Source organism: Campylobacter sp. 2457A, from assembly GCF_020135895.1.
Lineage (GTDB): Bacteria > Campylobacterota > Campylobacteria > Campylobacterales > Campylobacteraceae > Campylobacter_D > Campylobacter_D taeniopygiae.
Map to the genome: position 1 here is coordinate 17,989 of NZ_JACHTO010000014.1, position 25,635 is coordinate 43,623.

Annotated in this window: 23 protein-coding genes and 5 tRNA genes; 23 read left to right on the top strand and 5 right to left on the bottom strand. The window is 31.2% G+C overall.

Annotated features, from left to right (window positions below):
* Position 1: 1 nt before the first annotated feature.
* From H2280_RS05480 to H2280_RS05490, 3 genes are read right to left on the bottom strand one after another with little or no spacing between them, the layout of a single operon-like run.
* Positions 2-631 carry a lysophospholipid acyltransferase family protein gene (locus tag H2280_RS05480; RefSeq protein ID WP_137624302.1) on the bottom strand — a complete coding sequence of 210 codons (630 nt, stop codon included), beginning with the start codon at positions 629-631 and terminating at the stop codon, positions 2-4.
* Entirely contained in the window at positions 615-1,916 is a 1,302-nt protein-coding gene (miaB, locus tag H2280_RS05485) for a tRNA (N6-isopentenyl adenosine(37)-C2)-methylthiotransferase MiaB (protein ID WP_337195829.1), read from the bottom strand. The genes H2280_RS05480 and miaB overlap by 17 nt, the downstream gene beginning before the upstream one ends.
* Entirely contained in the window at positions 1,913-2,155 is a 243-nt protein-coding gene (locus tag H2280_RS05490; protein ID WP_137624304.1) for an HP0268 family nuclease, read from the bottom strand. The genes miaB and H2280_RS05490 overlap by 4 nt, the downstream gene beginning before the upstream one ends.
* Positions 2,156-2,281: 126 nt before the next feature.
* Between H2280_RS05490 and nusA the strand changes: the two genes are divergently transcribed.
* Complete coding sequence (nusA, locus tag H2280_RS05495) at positions 2,282-3,370, top strand: transcription termination factor NusA (protein ID WP_337195828.1); 1,089 nt, start codon at positions 2,282-2,284, stop codon at positions 3,368-3,370.
* A gap of 24 nt (positions 3,371-3,394) precedes the next feature.
* Here nusA and H2280_RS05500 read toward each other — a convergent pair whose 3' ends face one another.
* Positions 3,395-4,624 carry an MFS transporter gene (locus H2280_RS05500; protein ID WP_137624306.1) on the bottom strand — a complete coding sequence of 410 codons (1,230 nt, stop codon included), beginning with the start codon at positions 4,622-4,624 and terminating at the stop codon, positions 3,395-3,397.
* A 74-nt stretch (positions 4,625-4,698) separates the two neighbouring features.
* Between H2280_RS05500 and H2280_RS05505 the strand changes: the two genes are divergently transcribed.
* Genes H2280_RS05505 through recG form a run of 3 tightly spaced genes read left to right on the top strand, consistent with a single transcriptional unit; the run spans position 4,699 to position 8,775 of the window.
* Positions 4,699-5,745 (top strand): dehypoxanthine futalosine cyclase, encoded by a 1,047-nt coding sequence (locus tag H2280_RS05505; protein ID WP_337215918.1) that lies wholly within the window; start codon positions 4,699-4,701, stop codon positions 5,743-5,745.
* Positions 5,745-6,965, top strand: a complete 1,221-nt coding sequence (locus tag H2280_RS05510) for a M16 family metallopeptidase (RefSeq protein ID WP_337215919.1) — start codon at positions 5,745-5,747, stop codon at positions 6,963-6,965. Before H2280_RS05505 ends, H2280_RS05510 begins: the two co-directional genes overlap by 1 nt.
* Positions 6,955-8,775: an ATP-dependent DNA helicase RecG gene (recG, locus tag H2280_RS05515; RefSeq protein ID WP_337195826.1), complete on the top strand. Its 1,821-nt coding sequence runs from the start codon at positions 6,955-6,957 to the stop codon at positions 8,773-8,775. The genes H2280_RS05510 and recG overlap by 11 nt, the downstream gene beginning before the upstream one ends.
* 32 nt (positions 8,776-8,807) lie before the next feature.
* On the opposite strand, the gene H2280_RS05520 is transcribed toward recG, so the two are convergent.
* On the bottom strand, positions 8,808-9,179 hold the full coding sequence (locus tag H2280_RS05520) for a group III truncated hemoglobin (protein WP_337215920.1): 372 nt from the start codon (positions 9,177-9,179) through the stop codon (positions 8,808-8,810).
* A 132-nt stretch (positions 9,180-9,311) separates the two neighbouring features.
* Between H2280_RS05520 and H2280_RS05525 the strand changes: the two genes are divergently transcribed.
* From H2280_RS05525 to rpoC, 19 genes are all read left to right on the top strand, one after another.
* Positions 9,312-9,860, top strand: a complete 549-nt coding sequence (locus tag H2280_RS05525) for a Crp/Fnr family transcriptional regulator (protein ID WP_281276532.1) — start codon at positions 9,312-9,314, stop codon at positions 9,858-9,860.
* Positions 9,861-9,879: 19 nt separating this feature from the next.
* Positions 9,880-10,581, top strand: a complete 702-nt coding sequence (locus H2280_RS05530) for an amino acid ABC transporter permease (RefSeq protein WP_337215921.1) — start codon at positions 9,880-9,882, stop codon at positions 10,579-10,581.
* Positions 10,574-11,230: an amino acid ABC transporter permease gene (locus H2280_RS05535; protein WP_337215922.1), complete on the top strand. Its 657-nt coding sequence runs from the start codon at positions 10,574-10,576 to the stop codon at positions 11,228-11,230. The genes H2280_RS05530 and H2280_RS05535 overlap by 8 nt, the downstream gene beginning before the upstream one ends.
* A gap of 1 nt (position 11,231) precedes the next feature.
* On the top strand, positions 11,232-11,969 hold the full coding sequence (locus H2280_RS05540) for an amino acid ABC transporter ATP-binding protein (protein ID WP_137624314.1): 738 nt from the start codon (positions 11,232-11,234) through the stop codon (positions 11,967-11,969).
* A 129-nt stretch (positions 11,970-12,098) separates the two neighbouring features.
* A tRNA-Thr gene (locus tag H2280_RS05545) sits at positions 12,099-12,174 on the top strand.
* Between the two features lie 50 nt (positions 12,175-12,224).
* Positions 12,225-12,310, top strand: a tRNA-Tyr gene (locus H2280_RS05550).
* A gap of 6 nt (positions 12,311-12,316) precedes the next feature.
* Positions 12,317-12,393 (top strand) — tRNA-Gly (locus tag H2280_RS05555).
* Between the two features lie 89 nt (positions 12,394-12,482).
* Positions 12,483-12,557, top strand: a tRNA-Thr gene (locus tag H2280_RS05560).
* A gap of 71 nt (positions 12,558-12,628) precedes the next feature.
* Positions 12,629-13,828, top strand: coding sequence for an elongation factor Tu (gene tuf / locus H2280_RS05565; protein ID WP_137622495.1), 1,200 nt, complete (start codon positions 12,629-12,631; stop codon positions 13,826-13,828).
* A gap of 54 nt (positions 13,829-13,882) precedes the next feature.
* Positions 13,883-14,041 (top strand): 50S ribosomal protein L33, encoded by a 159-nt coding sequence (rpmG, locus tag H2280_RS05570; protein WP_002793551.1) that lies wholly within the window; start codon positions 13,883-13,885, stop codon positions 14,039-14,041.
* Positions 14,042-14,047: 6 nt separating this feature from the next.
* Positions 14,048-14,123, top strand: a tRNA-Trp gene (locus tag H2280_RS05575).
* Positions 14,124-14,140: 17 nt separating this feature from the next.
* A complete protein-coding gene (gene secE / locus H2280_RS05580) occupies positions 14,141-14,320 on the top strand; it encodes a preprotein translocase subunit SecE (protein WP_137624315.1) in 180 nt (59 codons plus the stop codon).
* Between the two features lie 10 nt (positions 14,321-14,330).
* Positions 14,331-14,864 carry a transcription termination/antitermination protein NusG gene (gene nusG, locus H2280_RS05585; protein WP_137624316.1) on the top strand — a complete coding sequence of 178 codons (534 nt, stop codon included), beginning with the start codon at positions 14,331-14,333 and terminating at the stop codon, positions 14,862-14,864.
* A gap of 20 nt (positions 14,865-14,884) precedes the next feature.
* The gene (gene rplK, locus H2280_RS05590; protein ID WP_002779452.1) at positions 14,885-15,310 is read left to right on the top strand and encodes a 50S ribosomal protein L11; all 426 of its coding nucleotides are present in this window, start codon (positions 14,885-14,887) and stop codon (positions 15,308-15,310) included.
* A gap of 58 nt (positions 15,311-15,368) precedes the next feature.
* Entirely contained in the window at positions 15,369-16,070 is a 702-nt protein-coding gene (rplA, locus tag H2280_RS05595; RefSeq protein WP_137624317.1) for a 50S ribosomal protein L1, read from the top strand.
* A gap of 152 nt (positions 16,071-16,222) precedes the next feature.
* Positions 16,223-16,702: a 50S ribosomal protein L10 gene (gene rplJ / locus H2280_RS05600; protein WP_137624318.1), complete on the top strand. Its 480-nt coding sequence runs from the start codon at positions 16,223-16,225 to the stop codon at positions 16,700-16,702.
* A gap of 12 nt (positions 16,703-16,714) precedes the next feature.
* Positions 16,715-17,092 (top strand): 50S ribosomal protein L7/L12, encoded by a 378-nt coding sequence (gene rplL / locus H2280_RS05605; RefSeq protein ID WP_337215923.1) that lies wholly within the window; start codon positions 16,715-16,717, stop codon positions 17,090-17,092.
* Between the two features lie 125 nt (positions 17,093-17,217).
* Positions 17,218-21,345, top strand: coding sequence for a DNA-directed RNA polymerase subunit beta (rpoB, locus tag H2280_RS05610; protein ID WP_337215924.1), 4,128 nt, complete (start codon positions 17,218-17,220; stop codon positions 21,343-21,345).
* On the top strand, positions 21,338-25,635 hold a 4,298-nt coding region (gene rpoC / locus H2280_RS05615), incomplete at its 3' end, for a DNA-directed RNA polymerase subunit beta' (protein ID WP_337215925.1). The genes rpoB and rpoC, both read left to right, overlap by 8 nt.

A 25,635-nucleotide genomic window follows, 5' to 3' on the forward strand; every position in this document is an offset into this window, starting at 1 on the left:
TCTATTCCTTAAAACTGTCTAATTCTTCAATATCTTTAAAAAAAGCTAATAATTTTTTTTTAGCTTCCTCTTTATCTAAATTTGAAATATCTAAAGGCTCGCTTAATCGATAAATCAATGTTGTAAATGGCTTAGGAAGGATCATTTTATCCCAACTTTTAAATTCCCAAAAATGCTTTGCTTCATAATTTAGTAATCTTATTTTAACATTTTTTTTCTGAGCAAGCAATACAGCTCCATCTGCAATACTACGATAAGGACCGCGTGGTCCATCCGGAGTAATAACAATATCGTCTTTTTCATCCAAAACTTTAAAAGCAGATCTTAAGGCTGCACTGGCACCTCTTGAGGTACTCCCTCTAATGGTATCTAGATGAAATAATTTAATAATTCTAGCAATCATTTCCCCATCTCTATGATGAGAAATCATAACATAGGCTTTTTTATTTTTTTGTCTAAAATATCTAAAAGCAAAAGGCATTAAAGCCAAGCGTCCATGCCAAAAAAGTATAACATAAGGCGCTTTATCGACTTTATCTCCTTTATAGATTTTTTTACAACTTAAGAAAATCAGCCATTGTAAAATAAATACTAGATACGTTATTAATACGGTTTTAAACGAGTTCCCCATATAAAACCATACGCTTTGCATTTGTGATTTTTACTTTTTTAATTTGCCCCAAAAGTTCTTCGCTATGTTCAACTTGGACTAAGAAATTGTTATCTGTTCTTCCTGCTACTGAATGATTAGGTCTTAATTCTTCAAATAAAACTTCAAATTCTTTATTGTTTTGTTTTTCAACAATTTCATCTAAAATTTCATTATGGCGATTTTGCAAAATAGAAAGTCTTTGAGATGCTACTTCAGGATCAATTTGATTTGGCATAGTGGCCGCTTTGGTTAAAGGACGTTTTGAGTATTTGAAAGAAAACATTTGCTCAAATCGAATTTTTTCCAAAACATCCATAGTATCTTCAAAATCTTTTTCACTTTCTCCAGGAAATGCAACGATAATATCTGTCGAAATGCTAACATTTGGGCATAATTCTCTAAGTTTTAAAGCTCTATTAAGATACCATTCTTTTGTATAGCCGCGTTTCATTGCTTTTAGGATCTCAGTTGAGCCGCTTTGTAAAGGCATGTGCATAGATTTACAAACTTTAGGATTTTTTGCAAAAACTTCTAAAAATTTATCATCCATGTGCAAAGGATGAGGGCTAGTAAAACGAATACGCTCTAAGCCTTCTATGGTACTAAGTTCTTCAAGTAGATCTGAAAAATCCATTTTTTTATGATCATTTCTAAATCTTTTGCCATAATTATTAACATTTTGTCCAAGTAAAAAAATTTCTTTTGCTCCCTTTTGTACAGCTTTAGTTGCTTCATTGTATATGATGTCAAAAGGTATAGAAATTTCATCACCTCGGGTATGAGGAACTATACAATAAGTACAATGTTTATCACATCCTATAGAAATATTAATATAAGATTTATAAATACTGTTTCTAAAATCGGCAAAAGCAAATTCGCTTTCATCATAATCAATATCAACGCTAATAAATTTTGGAGTATTAATAGCTTGAGTAATTTTAGAAATATTTCTCGCACCTAAAACAAAATCAACATAAGGAGCACGACGAAAAATTTCATTACCTAAATGTGAAGCAGTGCAACCACATACTCCTATTTTAGCATCTTTCTTTTTGACTTTTTCAAATCCCCCAACTTCAGAAAAAAGCTTATGTACTGGTTTTTCTCTAACAGAGCAGGTATTAATAAGTATCAAGTCTGCTTCTTTAATATCTTGAGTTAGAGAATAATTTTCTTTTTGAGTAAGTTCTGCGATCATGTGTTCAGAATCTCTGACATTCATCGCACAACCTAAAGTTTGAATAAAAAGTTTTTTAGCACTCAAAGAATATGCACCTCATACATAAAATCATTATCATCTAAACCATATTTAATAGTTCTATGATAAACACTTAAACCTTTTTTTTCAAAATATTCTACTAGGGCAATAAGATCTTTGTGTGAATTTTCCTTGTCAAAATAGAAAAACTTTTGTCCATCCTTTACTACAGCTTCTTCAATTTTGCCAAGGCTTATATTTTTCGGTTTTTCATCAATTAAATTTCTTGCTAATTTTAAATCCATGTTATATCCTTAAAGCATCTTTTAAATTTATAATTTTATCAAATTTTACTTTTAATTAAACTTATTAAAGGTATACTTTTAATCTACTTTTTAAATTTAAATCCCAAAGTTAAGGTATTAATAATAATGGAAAAAATCGCAGATATTATAGAAAGCATTGCGAATGAAAAAAATTTGGAACTAGAAAGTGTTAAAGAAAAGGTTATCTTGGCCTTAACAAATACCGCTAAAAGAATTTATGGTCAAGAATATGATTTTTTTGTGGATAGAAAAAAATTAAATCTTTATCAAAAAATTACTGTTGTGGCAGATAATGATCCAAGATTGGAAGAAAATAAAGAAAGCTTTATAGCCCTTAGCAAGGCAAAAGCTGAAGCTCCTGATGTTGAAATTGGAGATGAACTTACTTATGAGTGTTCTTTGGAAAATTTAGGAAGAACGGCGGTTAATATATTGCATAAGGAATTAGAATATCATATCCAAAAATTATTAGAGCAAACTATTTTTGAAAAATATAAAAATAAGGTTGGTAAAATAGTATTTGGTAATGTTGTTCGTATTGATAATGATGAAAATACCTTTATAGAAATTGATGAATTAAGAGCTTTTTTACCGAGGAAAAATCGTATTAAGGGTGAAAAATTTAAGATAGGGGATGTTGTAAAAGCGGTTATAAAGCGTGTTTATACCGACAAAGGTATTAAGATGGAATTAAGCCGAACAAGCCCTAAGTTTTTGGAATGTTTATTAGAAGCTGAAGTTCCAGAAATTAAAGATGGGTATGTTAATATTATTGGATGTGCAAGAATTCCAGGAGAAAGAGCAAAAATTATACTCAAATCTAATGGAATCAATATAGATGCAGTTGGAGCTACAGTTGGAGTTAAAGGGGTTAGAATCAATGCTGTGAGCAAAGAATTGCACAATGAAAATATTGACTGTATTGAATTTAGCAATGAACCTGAAATTTTAATTGCAAGAACTTTAGCACCTGCTATAGTAAATTCTGTTAGAATTGAAGATAAAAAGGCCATTGTAAGTTTAAACAGTGAACAAAAAAGCAAAGCTATAGGAAAAAGCGGTATCAATATACGCCTTGCAAGTATGTTAAGCGGTTATGAAATTGAGCTTTGTGAATTAAAAAATGGACAATCTGGCCATTCTTTAAGCAATGAAGAAGCCTTAAAGAATTTACAAGATTTATTTAAAATTTAAAGCTAATCTGTAAATTTTTAAAATTTACAGATATTTTTTTTCAAACCATTTCCAATAAAAAGCTGCAAAAATAAATAAAGTTCCAAGAAGAAAAGTGATCATTCTTAAACTTAAATTTAATTCAAATAAAAATCCCATCAGTTGAGAAATAATAGCACTAAAACTAAGATAAACCATATCAGTATAAGCAATCACCCTTCCATAATAAACCTTATCGCAGTTTTTTTGTATCATGGTATAGGTATAAGCCCAAAGCGAAGAAGTGAAAAAACCTGCAGCAATTAGCCCTAAAAAAGAGATATAAAAATTAAATTGAGTCAAAGCCCATAATATAATCCCAAATGCCTGTCCTAAATATAGATAAAATAAGGTTTTATTGTTGATAAATTTGCTTAAAATTACAGGTCCTAATGCCAAAGAACAAGCACGCACAGCATTTAAAAAACCAATCACCAAAGCAGCGGATAAAACTTCTTTGTTGGTGAAAAAAAATTCTTTAATAGCAGATAAAGATTCTTGATATTGATGTTGAGCGAGCAAAGCTACTAAAGTTTCATAAGCTGTTAATCCTATAAAAGCATGAAGCAATATAAGATGAAGTATGATTTTATTTTTTAAAATGTAATTAAATCCCTCTTTAATCATCAAAGAGAAATTATCTTGATTTTTTTGCTTAATTTTGGGAATATCAAGTCTTGTTAAAATTAAAAAGCCACTCATAATAAGAAAACAGTCAAATAAAAAGGCGGTTTTTATTCCAAAGAAATAAATGAAAATTCCAGCGCTTGCCATTCCAGCTGTATAAGAAACTGCCCAAATAACACTATGCATTTCATTAGCAAGTTTTAATTCTTGTGTGTTTAGAATTTTAGCAAGAAGACTCATTTCAGTTTGAAAATAAATAGAGGCAACACACAATCTAATGAAGATTAGAATAAATAAAAGCCAAAGCATGCTAAGATTTGTCACAAAAGTAAGACAAAAGATAGAAATAAATTCAATACTTATCATGCTTAATAAAAGCTTTTTAGGTTTATTTCTTTCAACTATAACCCCATTAATAGGGGCGAGTAAAACTCCAGGTAAAAAGGCGAGCATAGCACTTGTCGAGGTTGCCCAAGTAGGAGCATTAAGATTAACCAGTAGGGTAAAAACACCTGTTTGTGAAAACCAAGCACCAAAATAAACTATAAATTGAACCGAAGCTAGAATTCTAATCGTCTTATTATTTTTTAGTAAATCAAAGTAATTCATAAATGAAACTATAGCACAATTTATATTTTAAATGCTATAATATTTTAAAAATTTAATGCATTAAGGATAAATATTTGAAAAGATTAAATAAAACGGAAGCTTTGGATTTATTGAAAAATGCGAGTTTGGTTGAGCTTGGAGAAATGGCTTATCAAAAAAAAATAGAACTTCATCCTGAAAAAATTACTACCTTTGTGGTGGATAGAAATATAAATTATACTAATGTTTGTTGTATTGATTGTTCTTTTTGTGCGTTTTATCGTCATCACAAGGAAAATGATGCTTATATCTTAAGTTTTGAAGAAATTGGTAAAAAAATAGAAGAATTAGAGGCTATAGGTGGAACTCAAATTCTTTTTCAAGGTGGAGTGCATCCAAAACTTAAAATTGAATGGTATGAAGAACTTGTTTCTTGGATTAAAGAGCATTATCCAAATATTACTATCCATGGTTTTTCCGCCGTTGAAATTGCTTATATTGCCAAAGCATCTAAAATTTCCATAGCAGAAGTGTTACAAAGATTGCAGCAAAAAGGTTTATTTTCTATACCCGGTGCAGGGGCTGAGGTTTTAAGTGATAGAGTGCGTGATATCATAGCACCAAATAAATGTGATACTAAAACTTGGTTAGAAGTGCATCGTCAAGCTCATAAAATCGGCATGAAAAGCACCGCCACTATGATGTTTGGAACGGTTGAAAATGATGAGGAAATTATAGATCATTTAGAACATTTAAGAGCACTACAAGATGAAACGGGCGGGTTTAGGGCTTTTATCTTGTGGAGTTTTCAAAGCGAAAATACCCTTTTAATTCAAAAACATCCTGAAATAATGAAACAAAGCTCTAATAAATATCTTAGACTTTTAGCACTTTCAAGGCTTTATTTGGATAATTTTAAAAATTTACAAAGTTCTTGGGTGACTCAAGGTTCTTTAATAGGACAGCTTGCTTTAAAATTTGGTGCTAATGATTTAGGTTCAACTATGATGGAGGAAAATGTAGTGAGTGCTGCGGGTGCAAGTTATAGAATGAATCAAGATGAAATGATAAGATTAATTAGAAGTTTAGGCGAAAATCCTGCAAAACGTAACACAGCTTATGAAATTTTGGAGAAATTTTAATGCAATATTTAGAAAGCAAAGGGGTAAAAATTCCTTTTATCTTTGAAAAAAATCAAGATTTGCCTATCGTTGTTTTAAAGCTTGTTTTTCAAAATTGTGGGCGAAGTTATGATGAAATTGCCGGACTTGCAAAAATGTTTTCTCGTATTTTAAACGAAGGCGTTGATGATCAATTTTTTAAAGAGTTGGAATTTAGGGCTATTAGTTTAGAAGCAAGTAGCGGTTTTGAGAGTTTAGAAATCAATCTTTCTTGCTTGAAAGAACATTTTAAATTTGCAATGCATCAAATTGAACGATTATTGTTAAATCCTAGAATAGAAGAAAAAATTTTAAAAAAAATAAAAATTAATGTTTTAGGAGAATTAGCAAGTAAAAAAAGCGATTTTGATTATTTGGCAAAAAATTTACTCAATTCTGAAGTTTTTGAATATTCAGAATTTCAAAGTCCTAATGATGGAGATGAAAAAAGTATCGAAAATATCACTTTAGAATCACTACATCGCTACCACAAAAAAAATATTCATTTAAATAATTTAGTATGTGTTATAGGTGGAGATATTGAAGAAAAAGAGGCGAAAGATTTTTTAAATGGCTTATTTGAAAAGCTTCATAAAGGAGAAACAAATAAAAACAAAAAATATGATCTTTGCAAAGAAAATAAAGATAAAATTTTAATCCGAAAAGAAAGCGAACAGGCTTATATTTATTTTGCCACTCCATTGTATTTAAACCTCGATGATAAAGATATTCATCTAGCCAAAATTGCTTTATTTGTTTTGGGTCAAGGTGGATTTGGCTCAAGAATTATGGAAGAAATTCGCGTAAAAAGAGGGTTAGCTTATTCAGCTTATGTTATGTTAGATGTTAAATTATCTTTTTCTAGAATTTTTGGATATTTGCAAACTAAGAATGAAAGCGCCGCACAAGCAAAAAAAATTATCAAAGAACTCTTTAAAGATTTTTTACAACATGGTATCAATAAAAATGAACTTCTTCAAGCTAAAAATTTCATTATAGGTTCTTCTCCTTTGCGTTATGAAAGTCTTTCTAAGCGTTTAGCTATAGCTTTTAATGAGTATTATCAAGGGTTAGAGCAGGGGTATTATAAAAAAGAATTAAATTTGATACAAAAGGTAAAACTTGAAGAAATCAATGCTTATATCAAACAGCATAAAGAGATATTAAATATGAGTTTTGCTAGTATTCAAAATGAAAATTAAAGAAAATGATTTTGAACTTTTTAAAAAGTTAAAAATAAAGAGCGCTATTGATTTGGCGCTTATTTTACCTAAAAAGATTGAAAATTTAAATTCAAGTAAATTTCCTAAAGAAAATGAAATTTGCACTCAAAAAATTATTTTAAAAAATGTAAATTATAATAAAAATCAACTTTTTGGTACAGGATTTTGCAAAGAGTGGAATAAAAATATTTCTTTTGTTTTTTTTCATCCAAGACCTTGGCATCATAAAATTTTAAAAACAGGAAAAGAAGTTATTTTTAACGCTAAACTCACTCTTTTTAATAATTTTTGGCAATTTAATAATCCTAAAATTTTAAATTCTTTTGAAGGTTTTATTCCAAAATACCAAATTGCAGGTATAAGGGATTTAAAAATTCAAGAATTCATGGCAAAATATCTTACTTTTGAAAATTTAAAAGAAAGTGGAATAGATGATAAATACATCAATTTTCTTTTAAATCTGCACGCTTATGATGAAAAAAGTTTTGCGATGTTTCAAAATTTGGAATTTTTTCTAAATGATTTAAAATATATTGAAATTTTTAATTTTCTAAGACGGTTAGGGGCAAAAAAAACTAATTACAAATCTTATAAAATTGATATTTTCAATATCGACAATTGGCTTAACAACCTCCCTTTTGCACCCACTCAAGATCAAATTAAGGCTTTAAAGGATATAAAGCAAGATCTCAATTCAAGTGAAGCTAAAAGACGGGTTATTATGGGTGATGTTGGATGCGGAAAAACCTTGATTTTATTAGGAGCCGCTTTAATGGTTTATCCAAAACAAGCCATTTTGATGGCACCAACTAGCATACTTGCCAATCAGATTTATGAGGAAGCAAAAAAACTTTTGCCCGATTTTGTAAATATTTTATTTATTAAAGGAGGTAAAAAAGAAAAAGATTTAGCGCAAAAATTACAAAGTGCTAATTTGATTATAGGTACTCACGCTTTAATACATTTAGAAAATCATGAGGCTGTTTTAGTGATGATTGATGAGCAACATCGTTTCGGTTCTGCTCAAAGACAAAAAATTTATACTTTAAACAAAAAAGATTTTGCACCGCATTTTATACAATTTTCAGCAACGCCCATTCCAAGAACTTTAAGCATGATACAATCAGAATTTTTACAATTTAGTTTTGTCAAACAAATGCCTTTTAAAAAAGATATTTCTACTTTTTGCATACAAAATGAAGATTTTTCAAAATTAAATGAAAAGATAAAAGAAGAGATTGCGCAAAATCATCAAATTATTATTATTTATCCTTTGGTTAATCCAAGTGATAAAATTCCTTATCTTTCTTTGGAACAAGCTAGTGAATACTGGCAAAGTCATTATGAAAAGGTTTTTATAACTCACGGAAAAGATAAACAAAAGGATGAAATTTTAAAGCGTTTTCGCGATGAAGGAAATATTTTATTAAGTACTACCGTCGTAGAAGTTGGAATTTCTTTGCCAAGATTAAGTACTATTGTCATAGTTGGGGCAGAGCGTTTAGGACTTGCCACTTTACATCAACTTAGAGGAAGAGTCGGAAGAGTGGGGCTTAAAAGTAGTTGTTATCTCTATACAAAACTTAAAGAAATTCCTATACGTTTAAAAGAATTTGCAAACACTTTAGATGGTTTTAAAATCGCAGAACTTGATCTTAAAAATCGTTTGAGTGGAGATTTGCTTGATGGCTTTTTTCAACATGGAAGTGAATTTAAATTTTTTGATTTTTCTAAAGATGAAGAGATTTTAAAACAAGCAAAAGAGGACTTGAGAAAAATAAAAATTTAATTTTTTATGATGGCGTCGATTAGTAAGACGCCTTATTGATAAAGCATATTTTTAAAATGAGAGGCTATCATCTGTGCTCGTTGTAAAATTACATTTTTCATTTCTTCATTATAGATTTTATCCAAGCTTTCTTCAAAAAGTTTTAACCAAATTTCAAAAAATTCTTTAGGAAAAGAAGGTAATTCGAGATGCTTTTTTAAAGGTTGTCCATTGTAATCACCTTTGCCTAAAAGAATACCTGACCAAAAATTTCCTATTTTTATTTTATGTTCCTCCCATTGTTTGTCGCTTGTTCCTATGGCATTGTTAAAAATAGATCCCAAATTTTCATCTTTTCTTATTTTTTCATAAAATATTTCCATAAGTATTTTTATATTTTCTTGGGTAATAGTATTTGATTTCATAGTCGATTTTCTCCAATATTAATTTTATAAAGCTAATATAACAAAAAATAGGAGAATTTTATTTAACATAGGTTAAAAATGAAGGATGAAAATTTATTAAAATATTTATATAAAATAGGAAAAACAAGAAAAATGCAAAAAAATAATATTTTATTTTATGAAGGAGAATTGGCAAAAAATTTTTTTATTTTATTGCAGGGAAGAATACGAGTTTATAAACATGCTAAAGGTGAAAAAGAAATTACTCTGCATTATTTCAAACCTTTTGATTTTATTGCAGAAATGCCAGCTTTTAAAAGATTAAATTATCCAGCGAGTGCTATCTGTGAGGAGGAGAGTCAAATATTAGAAATTAATTTTATTGAGTTTGAAAATTTATGTAATAACAATAATGAATTTAACTTGATACTGATTAGTTCTTTATTAAATAAGATAAAAATTTTGGAGAAAAAGATATTGCAGAATTCTTTAGATTTGAAAACAAAATTACTAAAATATATTTTGGAAAATGAAAAAAAATTAGATACAATTCCCCAAAAACAAATTGCGATAGATTTAAACGTAAGAGTGCAGTCTTTATCTAGGATGTTAAAAGAGTTAAAATTAGTCAAACTAATTGACACAAAAAAAGGTAAAATTGAAATTATAAATAAAAAAGCACTCTTGGATGAAGTTTGGTAAAATTAAGGATAAAAAGAATATGGATTTAAATTTTATAATCAATCATTTAAGTGTATTTGCAATAGCTGGTTGGCTTACTTTGAAATTAAGTTTTTTTGGTATAGCTTTTTCTATAATTATAGGATTATTTTGTATTTTAATGAGTTATTTTAGAATTAAATTTATAGAACAAATGTGTAAAATTTATATAGAATTATCTCGAAATACTCCTTTATTGATACAGCTTTTTTTTCTTTACTATGCTTTGCCCAAATTTGGCATCCATTTAGAAAAAATTCCTCCTTTAAATTTGATTTGTTTAAGCGTTGATGAAACTTTACGCCCCGCTTTTGCTTGTGCGATTGTTGGTCTTAGTTTTTTGGGTGGATCTTATATGGCTGAGAGTTTTAGATCGGGATTTGAGGCTATTAGAAAACAGCAATTTGAAGCAGGGCTTTCTTTAGGTTTTACAAAATTGGGAAATTTTTGCTATGTTATTTTACCTCAAATACTTGCTGTTTCAATATCAAGCATTAGTGCAAATATTATTTTTCTTATTAAAGAAACTTCGGTGGTAAGTATCATAGCCTTGCCTGATTTGGTCACGGCTATGAAAGATTTAAATTCTCTAACCTATAAAACAGATGAGCTTTTATTTCTTTTGTTTATGGGGTATTTATGCATTATTCTACCGATTTCTTTGATATTATTTTTTGTGGAAAAAAGGCTTTCAAATGCTTAATTTATTAAATTTAGATACTTTAAATCGTCTTTGGCAAGGTTTATTTGTTACGCTTGAAATTTCCATAATTAGTATTATAATTACATCTTTCTTTGGGCTTTTTTTAGGTATTTTGATGAGTTTTAAAAATCGCTATATTTATATTTTATGCCGTTTTATTTTAGAATTTGTGAGAATTATGCCTCTTTTGGTTTGGCTTTTTATAGTATATTTTGGTTTTTCAAGGTGGCTTGGGGTTAATTTAAGCAGCACAGCTTCAGCTATTATTGTATTTAGTATTTGGGGAAGTTTTGAGATGATGGATTTAGTTAGATCTTCATTGCAAAGTATTCCTAAACATCAATATGAAAGCGCTAAAAGCTTAGGTTTAAATAAATTTCAAGCGTATTTTTATATCATTATTCCACAAGCCTTCCGTCGTCTTACTCCTGTAAGTATGAATTTGCTTACTCGTATGATTAAAAGCACAACCTTTGCTTATTTAATTGGTAGTGTGGAGCTTGTAAAGGTAGGGCAGCAAATTATTGAATTTAATAATAAAAACGATTTAGCTCCTTTTATAATTTATGGTTTTATTTTTTTTATTTTTTTTATAATTTGTTATCCTATTGCTTTATATTCTAGAAAATTAGAAAAAAAATGGAGTTAAAATGAGTATTTTAAAAGTAACAAATTTGCAAAAATATTATGGAACTCATCATGTTTTAAAAAATATTAATTTAGAGGTAAAACAAAAAGAAGTTGTTGTGATCCTAGGTCCGAGTGGCTGTGGGAAATCAACTTTTTTAAGATGTATTAATGGATTAGAAGAAATTGCAGACGGAACGATACAAATTGGTCAGGATAAAATCGATAAAAATTTTAAAGATTGGACAAGGGTGCGTCAAAAAGTAGGCATGGTGTTTCAATCTTATGAATTATTTGAACATTTAAGTGTTAAAGATAATATACTTTTAGGCCCTTTAAAGGTGCAAAAAAGATCCAAAGAAGAAGTTTTAGAAGAGGCTAAAATATGGCTTGAAAAGGTAGGGCTAATCCATAAACTAGACGCTTTTCCTAGAGAATTAAGTGGGGGGCAAAAACAAAGAATTGCTATAGTAAGAAGCCTTTGTATGAATCCAGAACTCATGCTTTTTGATGAGGTAACGGCAGCACTTGATCCTGAAATTGTTCGTGAAGTTTTAGAAGTTATGTTAAATTTAGCTAAAGATGGTATGACTATGTTAATTGTTACACACGAGATGGGCTTTGCCAAAGCAGTTGCTGATAAAATAGTTTTTATGGATAATGGCGAAGTGATCGAGGAGAATAACCCACATGATTTTTTTGAAAATCCTAAAAGTGAAAGGGCGAAAAAATTTTTAAATTTGTTTGATTATCATAAATAATTTTATGATAATATTCTTTTTTAAAGAATATCTGGTAAAATTAATAAATATTTTCTTGACAAAATGTTTTTTTTAATATATAATTCGTCTTTTAAAAATTTTGATTCTAAATTTTAGGACGTAAGATTTGCTGGTTTAGCTCAGTTGGTAGAGCAGCTGCCTTGTAAGCAGCAGGTCGGGGGTTCAAGTCCCTTAACCAGCTCCATATTTATTTTTTTTAACAGTGTTTGACCAGATATTTTATATGGTGACAATGGTGAGTTACTCAAGTGGCCAACGAGGGCAGACTGTAAATCTGCTGGCTTTCGCCTTCCGTGGTTCGAATCCACGACTCACCACCATGCTTTGCGGGAGTAGCTCAGTTGGCTAGAGCATCAGCCTTCCAAGCTGAGGGTCGCGGGTTCGAGTCCCGTTTCCCGCTCCAATGTTTAACTGGGAGCTGTGTTTTCATTATAACTACAGTATATTCCCATAATTTTTTTCAGTTGTCTGTATTATATTGGTTTTCTGAGCGCTCGTATGGCTCAGAGGTAGAGCACTCCCTTGGTAAGGGAGAGGTCGCGGGTTCAATTCCCGCTATGAGCTCCATTGTTTTATTGAAAAGATTATAAATATAGACTTGGTTTTGCTTACATTTATTTTTATATTGGAGGAAAAAAATGGCTAAAGAAAAATTTTCACGTAATAAGCCACACGTAAATATAGGTACTATCGGTCACGTTGACCATGGTAAGACTACTTTGACAGCTGCTATTTCTGCTGTTCTTTCAAGAAGAGGTTTGGCAGAGCTTAAAGATTATGATAATATTGATAATGCTCCTGAAGAAAAAGAACGTGGTATTACCATTGCTACTTCTCATATTGAATATGAAACAGAAAATCGTCACTATGCACACGTTGATTGTCCAGGTCACGCTGACTATGTTAAAAATATGATTACAGGTGCTGCACAAATGGACGGTGCGATTCTTGTTGTTTCTGCAGCAGATGGCCCAATGCCACAAACTAGAGAGCATATTCTACTTTCTCGTCAAGTTGGTGTTCCATATATAGTTGTTTTCATGAATAAAGCAGATATGGTTGATGATGCTGAACTTTTAGAGTTAGTTGAAATGGAAATTAGAGAATTATTAAGCTCTTATGATTTCCCAGGAGATGATACTCCAATTATTTCTGGTTCTGCATTAAAAGCTCTTGAAGAAGCTAAAGCTGGTCAAGATGGCGAGTGGTCTAAAAAAGTATTGGATCTAATGGCAGCAGTTGATAGCTATATTCCAACTCCAACTCGTGATACTGAAAAAGATTTCTTAATGCCAATTGAAGATGTTTTCTCGATTTCTGGACGTGGTACGGTTGTTACCGGAAGAATTGAAAAAGGTGTAGTTAAAGTAGGTGATACTATTGAAATTGTTGGTATTAAAGATACACAAACTACTACTGTTACCGGCGTTGAAATGTTTAGAAAAGAAATGGATCAAGGTGAAGCTGGAGATAACGTAGGTGTTCTTCTTCGTGGTACTAAAAAAGAAGAAGTTATTCGTGGAATGGTTCTTGCAAAACCAAAATCAATTACTCCTCATACTGATTTTGAAGCTGAAGTTTATATTTTAAATAAAGATGAAGGTGGTAGACATACTCCATTCTTTAACAATTATAGACCTCAATTCTATGTGAGAACAACAGACGTTACAGGTTCTATTAAATTAGCAGATGGCGTTGAAATGGTTATGCCAGGTGAAAACGTAAGAATTACAGTAAGCTTGATAGCTCCAGTAGCTCTTGAAGAAGGAACACGTTTTGCTATTCGTGAAGGTGGTAAAACAGTTGGTTCTGGTGTTGTTTCTAAAATAATTAAATAAATATTATGAGAAAGTCAAGTTTTTTATACTTGACTTTTGTTTTAAGGGAAAAAAATGAGAATTAAAGTTGGTTTAAAATGTGAAGAGTGTGGTGATATCAATTACAGCACTTATAAAAATAGTAAAAATACAACTGAAAAGTTAGAATTAAAAAAATATTGTCCAAGATTAAAAAAACATACACTTCATAAAGAAGTAAAATTAAAAAGTTAAGCTCTTAGGGCAATAGCTCTAACGGTAGAGCGTCGGATTCCAAATCCGCAGGTTGGGGGTTCGAATCCCTCTTGCCCTGCCATATTAAGGTTTATATAAATGGAAAAATTAATAACTTATTTTAAATTATCAAAGGCTGAACTAAGGAAAGTAATTTTTCCTTTAAAAGAACAGGTGCGAAATGCTTATATTACTGTTTTTATAGTAGTTGCGGTTATTTCAGTATTTTTGGCATTAGTAGATTGGATTATGTCATCTATTGTTTCTTTGGTTGTATAAGGAGATAATGGTGAATACTTATAAATGGTATGCAATTCAAACTTATGCTGGTAGTGAAATGGCTGTAAAAAGAGCTATTGAAAATTTAGTTAAAGATAATGGTATTGAGGATAGACTAAAAGAAATAGTTGTTCCAACAGAAGATGTTATCGAATTTAAAAATGGAAAAGAAAAAATTAGTGAAAGAAGTTTGTATTCAGGATACGTGTTTGCAAATCTTGATTTAAATACGGAACTTTGGCACCGAATTCAATCTCTTCCAAAAGTAGGACGTTTTATTGGGGAATCAAAAAAACCAACCCCTTTAACAGAAAAAGATATCAATTTAATTTTGGAAAAAGTTCATAATCGTGCAGCTCCTAAACCAAAAATTTCTTTTGAAGAAGGAGAAAATGTAAGAATCACTGAAGGCCCATTTGCGAATTTTACTGCTATTGTAGAAGAATATGATATGGTTAGAGGTTTATTAAAATTAAATGTTTCTATTTTTGGACGTTCAACTCCAGTGGAGATTTTGTATTCTCAAGTTGAGAAAATAATTTAAATTTATTAAGGAGAATTGTTATGGCTAAGAAAGTTGTAGGCGAAATTAAATTACAAATTGCTGCCACTAAAGCAAATCCATCGCCACCAGTTGGCCCTGCTTTGGGACAGCAAGGTGTTAATATTATGGAATTTTGTAAAGCTTTTAATGAAAGAACAAAGGATATGGCAGGTTTTAATATCCCTGTTGTTATCACAGTTTATGCAGATAAGAGTTTTACTTTTATTACAAAACAACCACCAGCTACAGATTTAATCAAAAAAGCAGCTGGTATTTCTAAAGGCACAGATAATCCTTTAAAAAATAAAGTGGGTAAATTAACTCGTGCTCAAGTTTTAGAAATTGTTGATAAAAAAATTGCGGATTTAAACACTAAAGATAGAGACCAAGCAGCAAAAATTATTGCTGGTTCAGCTCGTTCTATGGGTGTTGAAATCGTTGATTAATCCTTTTGACCGCTAAAGTAAAAAGCGGTAGCACTTTAAAAATGCGGAGAGTATAAAAATGGCTAAAATGGTAAAAAGATTAAAAAATTTATTAGAGAAAATTGATTCAAATAAAATTTACAGTCTTAATGAGGCAATAGAAACAGTTAAAGAGTTAAAATCAGCAAAATTTGATGAAACTGTCGAAATTGCTTTAAAATTAAACGTTGATCCAAGACATGCTGATCAAATGGTAAGAGGATCTGTTGTGCTTCCTGCTGGAACAGGTAAAAAAGTTCGTGTAGCTGTTATTGCAAAAGATGCTAAAGCAGACGAAGCTAAAAATGCTGGAGCAGATATTGTTGGAAGCGATGATTTAGTTGAAGAAATTCAAAAGGGAAATATGAATTTTGACGTATTGATTGCGACTCCAAATTTAATGGGTTTGGTAGGTAAAGTAGGTAGAATTTTAGGTCCTAAAGGTTTAATGCCAAATCCAAAAACTGGAACAGTAACTATGGATGTTGCACAAGCTGTAAATAATGCTAAAAGTGGGCAAGTAAATTTTAGAGTTGATAAACAAGGAAATATCCATGCTGGACTTGGAAAAGTAAGTTTTTCTAAAGAGCAATTATGGGATAATATCTCAACTTTTATAAAAGCTATTAACAAACATAAACCAGCTGCAGCAAAAGGTAGATATATTAAAAGCGCTGCTTTATCTTTAACTATGAGTCCATCGGTAAAACTTGAAATTCAAGAGTTACTTGATATGAAATAAAGAGTTGTCAAAAACTCTTTATTTTTTTGAAATAAACATTTGAGAAAATGTTAATTTTTTGAAATGTTTATTTTAGATTGAAGATAGTCGAGGCGTAAGCTTAATTGGAAAATTTCCTCTCTACTTGAAATCTCAATCGGAAAGGAGAAAATGTGACTAGAAGCGAAAAAGTTGAAGTTATTGCTAAGCTTGAAGAAAATTTCAAAGCTAGTGAAGCTATTATAGTTTGCGACTATAAGGGTTTATCTACTAAGAAATTGGAAGAACTTAGAAATAATGCAAGAGAAAATAATGTAAAAGTTCAAATTATTAAAAATACTTTGGCTAACATTGCTCTTAATAATTCCGGAAAAACAGGTCTAGTTCTTAAAGATACCAATATTTATCTTTGGGGAGAAGATCAACTTAGTGTTTCAAAAGTAGCTGCTAAATTTGAAGAAAACAATGAAAAATTTCAAATTAAAACTGCTTTTGTTGATGGTGAAGTTGCAGATGTTGCTAAGGTTAAAGCCTTGGCTAAAATGCCTTCACGCAATGAGTTGCTTGCTATGCTTTTGCAAGTTTGGAAAGCGCCAATTGCCAACTTTACTATTGGTTTAAATGCGCTAAAAAATAAAAAAGAAACTGAATAAAAAGGATTTAAAATGGCAATTTCAAAAGAAGATGTATTAGAATATATTTCAAATTTAAGTGTTCTTGAGCTTTCTGAGCTTGTAAAAGAATTTGAAGAGAAATTTGGTGTATCAGCTGCTCCAGTAATGGTAGCTGGCGGTGCAGCAGCAGGTGGCGGTACAGCAGCTGCTGAGGAAAAAACAGAATTTGATATTGTTTTAACTGACGGCGGTGCTAAAAAAATCGAAGTAATTAAAATCGTTAGAGCTTTAACAGGTCTTGGACTTAAAGAAGCTAAAGATGCTGTAGAGCAAACTCCTTCAACTTTAAAAGAAGGTGTAGCTAAAGCTGAGGCAGAAGAAGCTAAAAAACAACTTGAAGAAGCTGGTGCTAAAGTAGAACTTAAATAATTTAATTTTTTAAATTGGATTTAGTTTAAGAAGATTTGTTTTTAACAAGTCTTCTTTTTTTGTTTTTACCTAGTTTTTAGGTCTTCTTTTTTAAATTTACAAAATTTACCATGAGGTATATGCAAATGTTAGATAATAAATTAAGAAATCGTTTAAGAGTAGATTTCTCCAATATTTCAAAACAAATAGAAATTCCAAATCTTTTACAATTACAAAAAGCTAGTTTTGATTATTTTTTAAATTTTAATAATGGTGAAAGTGGTATAGAAAAAGTTTTTAAATCAATTTTTCCAATACATGATCCGCAAAATAGATTGAGTCTAGAATATGTAAATAGTGAAATAGGTAAACCAAAATACACTATTCGCGAATGTATGGAAAGAGGTTTAACTTACTCTGTAAATTTAAAAATGAAAATCCGTCTTACTTTACATGAAAGAGATGAAAAGACAGGTGAGAAAGTTGGTATAAAAGATATTAAAGAGCAAGAAATTTATATCAGAGAAATTCCATTAATGACAGATCGTGTGTCTTTTATTATTAATGGAGTGGAAAGAGTTGTTGTTAATCAGCTTCATAGAAGTCCTGGTGTAATTTTTAAAGAAGAAGAAAGTTCAACAGTAGCTAATAAGCTTGTTTATACGGCACAAATTATTCCTGATCGTGGTTCTTGGTTGTATTTCGAATATGACGCTAAAGATGTGCTTTATGTGAGAATTAACAAAAGAAGAAAAGTGCCTATAACTATGCTTTTTAGAGCATTAGGGTATAAAAAACAAGATATTATAAAGCTATTTTATCCTATTCAAACAATCCATGTTAAAAAAGATAAATTCTTGACCGAATTTAATCCTAGTGATTTTATGGATAGAATAGAATACGATATTAAAGATGAAAAAGGTAAAGTTGTCCATCAAGCGGGAAAAAGATTGACAAAGAAAAAAGCCGAGCAATTGATTAAAGATGGATTGAAATGGATAGAGTATCCAGTAGAGGTTTTATTGAATCGTTATTTGGCAAATCCTATTTTTGATAAAAATAGTGGCGAAATACTTTTTGATTCTCTAACGCTTATCGATGAAAGCAAACTTGCAAAAATTAAAGAGCAAAAAAGTTTTGAAATTGCAAATGATTTAGCTAATGGTGTAGATACTGCTATTATCAACTCATTTATACAAGATAATGAAACTTTAAAACTATTAAAACAAACTGAAAATATTGAAGATGAAAATGATCTAGCTGCAATAAGAATTTATAAAGTTATGAGACCTGGTGAACCAGTAGTTAAAGATGCGGCAAAAACTTTCGTTAATGATTTATTTTTCAATCCAGAAAGATACGATTTAACCAAAGTTGGTCGTATGAAAATGAATCATAAATTAGGTCTTGATGTTCCTGAATATGTAACCGTTTTAACCAATGAAGATATTATTAAAACTGCAAAGTATTTGATCAAGGTTAAAAATGGCAAAGGTCATATTGATGATAGAGATCATTTAGGAAATCGTCGTATTAGATCTATAGGTGAACTTTTGGCTAATGAGCTTCATTTAGGATTGGCAAAAATGCAAAAAGCTATCCGAGATAAATTCACCTCTTTAAATTCGGATATTGATAAAGTTATGCCTTATGATTTGATTAATCCTAAGATGATCACTACAACAATTATTGAATTTTTCACAGGTGGGCAACTTTCTCAATTTATGGATCAAACAAACCCACTAAGCGAGATCACTCATAAGCGTCGTTTATCTGCGCTTGGTGAAGGAGGACTTGTTAAAGAAAGAGCAGGTTTTGAAGTTAGGGATGTTCATGCGACTCATTATGGTAGAATTTGCCCAGTAGAAACCCCAGAAGGGCAAAATATTGGTTTGATTAATACTCTTTCAACTTATGCTAAAGTGAATGAACTCGGTTTTGTTGAAGCACCTTATAAAAAAGTTGAAAATGGAAAAGTTACTGATGAAATTGTTTATTTAACTGCTACACAAGAAGAAGGTTTATTTATCGCACCTGCTTCCACTAAGGTAGATGCTAAGGGTAATATCGTTGAAGAATTCGTTGAAGCAAGACAAGATGGAGAAACTATTCTAGCTAAAAGAGAAGAAGTTCAACTTATCGATCTTTGTTCAGGTATGGTTGTTGGGGTTGCAGCTTCTTTGATTCCTTTCTTGGAGCATGATGATGCAAACAGGGCTTTGATGGGTTCTAACATGCAACGTCAAGCTGTTCCTCTTTTAACTTCAAGTGCTCCTATTGTAGGTACTGGAATGGAGAGTACTATCGCGCGTGATGCTTGGGAAGCTGTTAAAGCTAAGCGTGGCGGTGTAGTAGAAAAAGTAGATAATAAAAGTATTTTTATCTTGGGTGAAGATGAAAAAGGTCCTTTTATTGATCACTATATTATGGAGAAAAATTTACGCACTAACCAAAATACAAATTATATTCAACATCCTATTGTTAAAAAGGGAGAAGTGGTTAAAGCAGGGCAAATTATTGCTGATGGTCCTTCTATGGATCAAGGAGAATTGGCTATCGGAAAAAATGCTTTAATTGCTTTTATGCCTTGGAATGGTTATAACTATGAGGATGCTATCGTAGTAAGTGAAAGAATTATTCGTGAAGATACATTCACAAGCGTTCATATCTATGAAAAAGAAATTGAAGCTAGAGAATTAAAAGATGGTATAGAAGAAATCACCAAAGATATACCAAATGTTAAAGAAGAAGATGTTGCTCATTTAGATGAAAGTGGAATTGCAAAAATAGGAACTCATATTAAACCAGGTATGATTTTGGTTGGAAAAGTTTCACCAAAAGGTGAGGTTAAGCCAACACCAGAGGAAAGACTTTTAAGAGCTATTTTTGGTGAAAAAGCAGGCCATGTCGTAAATAAGTCTTTGTATGCTACTGCTTCATTAGAAGGTGTAGTTGTAGATGTAAAAATATTTACTAAAAAAGGTTATGAAAAAGACGAAAGAGCTTTAAAAGCGTATGATAAAGAAAAAATGTCTTTAGAAAAAGAACATCACGATAGACTTTTGATGATGGATAGAGAGGAAATGCTTAGAGTTTGCGCTTTATTGTCTAAATCAACTTTAACCAGCAGTCAAAAAATCGGTGATAAAACTTATAAAAAAGGTGAGAAAGCTGATTTAAGCGATTTAGAAAAAATCAATCGTTTTACACTTACTACTATTATTAAAGCTTATTCTAAAGAAGTTCAAAAACAATATGAAGATTTGAAAAATCATTTCCAAAATGAAAAGAAAAAACTAAAAGCTGAACATGATGAAAAACTTGAAATTTTAGAAAAAGATGATATCTTACCAAGTGGAGTAGTAAAACTTGTAAAAGTTTATATTGCTACAAAACGAAAGCTAAAAGTGGGCGATAAAATGGCAGGACGCCATGGAAACAAAGGTATTGTTTCTACCATAATCCCAGAAGTTGATATGCCTTATCTTGCAAATGGAAAAAGTGTAGATATTGCACTCAATCCTTTAGGGGTTCCAAGTCGTATGAATATAGGTCAAATTTTGGAAAGTCATTTAGGACTTGTTGGATTAAGACTTGGGGAGCAAATTCAAGAAATCTTTGATAGAAAACAAAAAGATTTCATTAAAGAATTAAGAGCAAAAATGCTTGAAATTTGTTCTATTCCAAGACTTGCAAATGAAAAAGAATTTATTAAAAAATTAAGCGATGAAGAACTTTTAGATTATGCTAGAGATTGGAGCAAGGGGGTTAAATTTGCAACTCCTGTTTTCGAAGGTGTCAATATAGAGGAATTTAAAAAATTGTTTGAATTAGCAAAAATTGACATGGATGGAAAAACAGAGCTTTACGATGGAAGAACCGGTGAAAAGATAGCAGAGCGTGTTCATGTGGGATGTATGTATATGTTAAAACTTCACCACTTAGTCGATGAAAAAGTTCATGCAAGAAGTACAGGACCTTACAGTCTTGTAACCCAACAACCAGTTGGTGGTAAAGCACTTTTTGGAGGTCAAAGATTTGGAGAAATGGAAGTGTGGGCACTTGAAGCTTATGGAGCGGCACATACTTTAAGAGAAATGCTAACTATTAAATCAGATGACGTAGAGGGTAGATTTAATGCTTATAAAGCAATTACCAAAGGAGAGAATGTTCCAGCGACAGGAATTCCTGAAACATTTTTTGTTTTAACTAATGAACTTAAATCACTTGCATTAGATGTTGAGATTTTTGATAAGGATGAGGACAATGAGTAAATTTAAAGTCATAGAAGTAAAAGAAGATGCTAGACCTAGAGATTTTGAAGCTTTTCAACTAAGGCTTGCTAGTCCTGAAAAAATAAAATCTTGGTCTTATGGAGAAGTAAAAAAACCAGAAACGATCAATTATAGAACTTTAAAACCTGAAAGAGACGGTCTTTTTTGTGCTAAAATTTTTGGTCCTATCCGTGATTATGAATGTCTTTGCGGTAAATATAAAAAAATGCGTTTTAAAGGTGTTAAATGTGAAAAATGTGGCGTTGAAGTTGCTAATTCTAAAGTTCGTCGCTCAAGAATGGGGCATATTGAACTTGTAACTCCAGTAGCGCATATTTGGTATGTGAATTCTTTACCAAGTCGTATAGGCACACTTTTGGGTGTAAAGATGAAAGATCTTGAGCGTGTGCTTTATTATGAAGCTTATATTGTTGAAAATGCTGGTGATGCATATTATGATAATGAAAATACTAAAAAAGTTGAATATTGTGATGTTTTAAATGAAGAACAATATCAAAATTTAATGCAGCGTTATGAAAGTAGCGGTTTTAAAGCAAGAATGGGTGGAGAGGTTGTTCGAGATTTATTGGCTAATTTGGATCTTGTAGCTCTTTTAAATCAATTAAAAGAAGAAATGGCCGCAACTAATTCAGAAGCAAAGAAAAAGACTATCATTAAACGTTTAAAAGTGGTTGAGAATTTTTTAAATTCAAATTCTAACACTGATGTTGATAGTGAAAATGCAGTTCCTAATCGCCCAGAATGGATGATGATAACTAATTTACCAGTATTGCCACCAGATTTGCGTCCTTTGGTTGCTCTAGATGGTGGAAAATTTGCGGTTTCTGATGTAAATGATTTATATCGTCGTGTTATCAATAGAAATACTCGTCTTAAAAAGCTTATGGAACTTGATGCACCAGAAATCATTATAAGAAATGAAAAAAGAATGCTTCAAGAAGCAGTAGATGCTTTATTTGATAATGGTCGTCGTGCTAATGCAGTTAAAGGAGCCAATAAGCGTCCTTTAAAATCTTTAAGTGAAATTATCAAAGGTAAGCAAGGACGTTTTAGACAAAACTTGCTTGGAAAAAGGGTTGACTTTTCGGGACGTAGTGTTATTGTTGTAGGTCCAAAATTAAGAATGGATCAATGCGGTCTGCCTAAAAAAATGGCTTTAGAGCTTTTTAAACCACATTTATTAGCTAAGCTTGAAGAAAAAGGTTACGCAACAACCGTTAAACAAGCAAAAAAAATGATAGAGAATAAAACCAATGAAGTTTGGGAATGTTTAGAAGAGGTTGTAAAAGGTCATCCTGTTATGTTAAACCGTGCTCCAACTTTACATAAGCTTTCTATTCAAGCTTTTCATCCGGTTTTAGTTGAAGGTAAAGCGATACAATTACATCCTTTAGTATGTGCTGCTTTTAACGCAGACTTTGATGGGGATCAAATGGCGGTACATGTGCCGCTTTCTCAAGAAGCCATTGCAGAATGTAAGGTGCTTATGCTTTCTTCGATGAATATTCTTTTACCAGCGAGTGGTAAATCAGTAACTGTTCCTTCGCAAGATATGGTTTTGGGGATTTATTATCTTTCTTTAGAAAAAGCAGAAGCAAAAGGATCTCATAAAATTTGCACAGGCATTGATGAAGTAATGATGGCACTTGAAAGCAAATGTTTAGATATTCATGCAAGTATACAAACTGTTGTTGATGGTAGAAAGATTACAACGACAGCAGGAAGACTTATTATAAAATCTATTTTACCTGATTTTGTTCCTGAAGCTAACTGGAATAAAGTTTTAAAGAAAAAAGATATAGCAGCACTTGTTGATTATGTTTATAAACAAGGTGGATTGGAAATCACAGCTAACTTTTTAGATAGACTCAAGAATTTAGGTTTTGAATATGCCACAAAAGCGGGTGTTTCTATCTCTATAGCAGATATTATTGTTCCTGATGATAAGCAAAAGGCTATTGATGCAGCTAAAAAGCAAGTTAGGGAAATTCAAAATTCTTATAATCTTGGTTTAATAACCTCTGGAGAAAGATATAATAAGATTATTGATATTTGGAAAAGTACAAATAATCTTCTTTCAAAAGAAATGATGAAGTTGGTTGAAAAAGATAAAGATGGCTTTAACTCCATTTATATGATGGCGGATTCTGGAGCTAGGGGTAGTGCAGCGCAAATTTCTCAGCTTGCTGCAATGAGAGGACTTATGACTAAGCCAGATGGCTCTATTATTGAAACTCCTATTATTTCAAATTTCCGCGAAGGTTTGAATGTGCTTGAGTATTTTATATCTACTCACGGTGCTAGAAAAGGTCTTGCAGATACAGCACTTAAAACTGCAAATGCAGGTTATTTGACAAGAAAATTAATTGATGTTGCACAAAATGTGAAAATTACCATGGAGGATTGTGGTACACATGAGGGAGTAGAAATCAATGAAATTACTGCGGATAGTTCTATAATAGAAACATTGGAAGAAAGAGTTTTAGGAAGAGTTTTAGCAGAGGATGTGATCGATCCTATTACAAATTCTGTTCTCTTTACAGAAGGTACTTTGATTGATGAAGAAAAAGCAAGAATGTTTAGTGAGAATGGCATTAAGAGTGTGAATATCCGAACCCCAATTACTTGTAAAGCTAAAAAAGGAATTTGTGCTAAATGTTATGGTGTAAATCTTGGCGAAGGAAAACTTGTTAAGCCAGGTGAAGCTGTTGGTATTATTTCTGCACAGTCTATTGGAGAGCCTGGTACTCAGCTTACGTTAAGAACTTTTCATAGTGGTGGGACTGCAAGTACAGATTTGCAAGATAGACAAGTTAGTGCTCAAAAAGAAGGTTTTATAAGATTTTATAATTTAAAAACTTATAAAAATAAAGAAGGAAAAATAATAGTTGCAAATCGTAGAAATGCAGCTATTTTATTAGTAGAACCAAAAATAAAAGCTCCATTTAAAGGGGTAATCAGTATAGAAAATATCCATGAAGATGTGATTGTTTCCATTAAGGATAAAAAGCAAGAAATTAAATATACGCTTAGAAAATATGATCTGGCAAAAGCAAATGAGTTGGCAGGAGTTAGTGGAAACATAGATGGCAAATTATATCTTCCTTATCAAAATGGTACCGAAGTTGATGAAAATGAAAGCATTGTAGAGGTTATTAAGGAAGGATGGAATATTCCTAATCGTATTCCATTTGCAAGTGAAATTTTAGTTAAAGATGGTGATCCAGTTGTACAAAATATCAAAGCAGGTGAAAAAGGCACCTTGAAATTTTATGTTCTCAAGGGCGATGGTCTTGATAGAGTTAAAAACGTTAAAAAAGGTGATATAGTTAAAGAGAAAGGTTTCTTTGTTGTTATTGCTGATGAAAATGGAAGAGAAGCAAAAAGGCATTATATTCCAAGAGAATCAAAAATTGAATTCAATGATAGTGCCCTTATTGAAGATTCTAGTGTTATCATAGCGAGTGCTCCAAAAAAAGAAAGTATTGTTATTGCAGAATGGGATGCTTATAACAATACCGTTATTGCTGAAATTGATGGAACTATAAGTTTTGAAGATATTGAGGCAGGTTATAGCGCCGATGAACAAGTTGATGAAGCAACAGGTAAGCGATCTTTAGTGATCAATGAATATCTTCCAAGTGGCGTTAGACCAACTTTAGTGATTGCTGGAAAAGGTAATAAGGCGGTGCGTTATCAATTAGAGCCAAAAACGGTTATTTTTGTACATGATGGTGATAAGGTTTCACAAGCTGATATTTTGGCAAAAATTCCAAAAGCCGCTGCAAAATCTAAAGATATTACAGGAGGTCTTCCAAGAGTTTCCGAGCTATTTGAAGCAAGAAAGCCAAAAAATGCCGCTGTGATTGCTGAAATTGATGGTGTAGTTCGTTTTGATAAACCATTGCGTTCAAAAGAAAGAATAGTAATTCAGGCGGAAGATGGCACAAGTGTTGAATATTTAATTGATAAATCAAAACATATACAAGTTAGAGATGGTGAATTTATACACGCTGGAGAAAAACTAACCGATGGTGTGGTTTCAAGTCACGATATACTTAAAATTTTGGGCGAAAAGGCCTTGCATTATTATTTAATTTCTGAAATTCAGCAAGTTTATAGAGGACAAGGTGTTGTGATTTCAGATAAACATATTGAAGTTATTGTTTCACAAATGTTAAGGCAAGTAAAAGTTGTTGATAGTGGGCATACTAAATTTATAGAAGGTGATTTAATATCTAGACGTAAATTTAGGGAAGAAAATGAAAG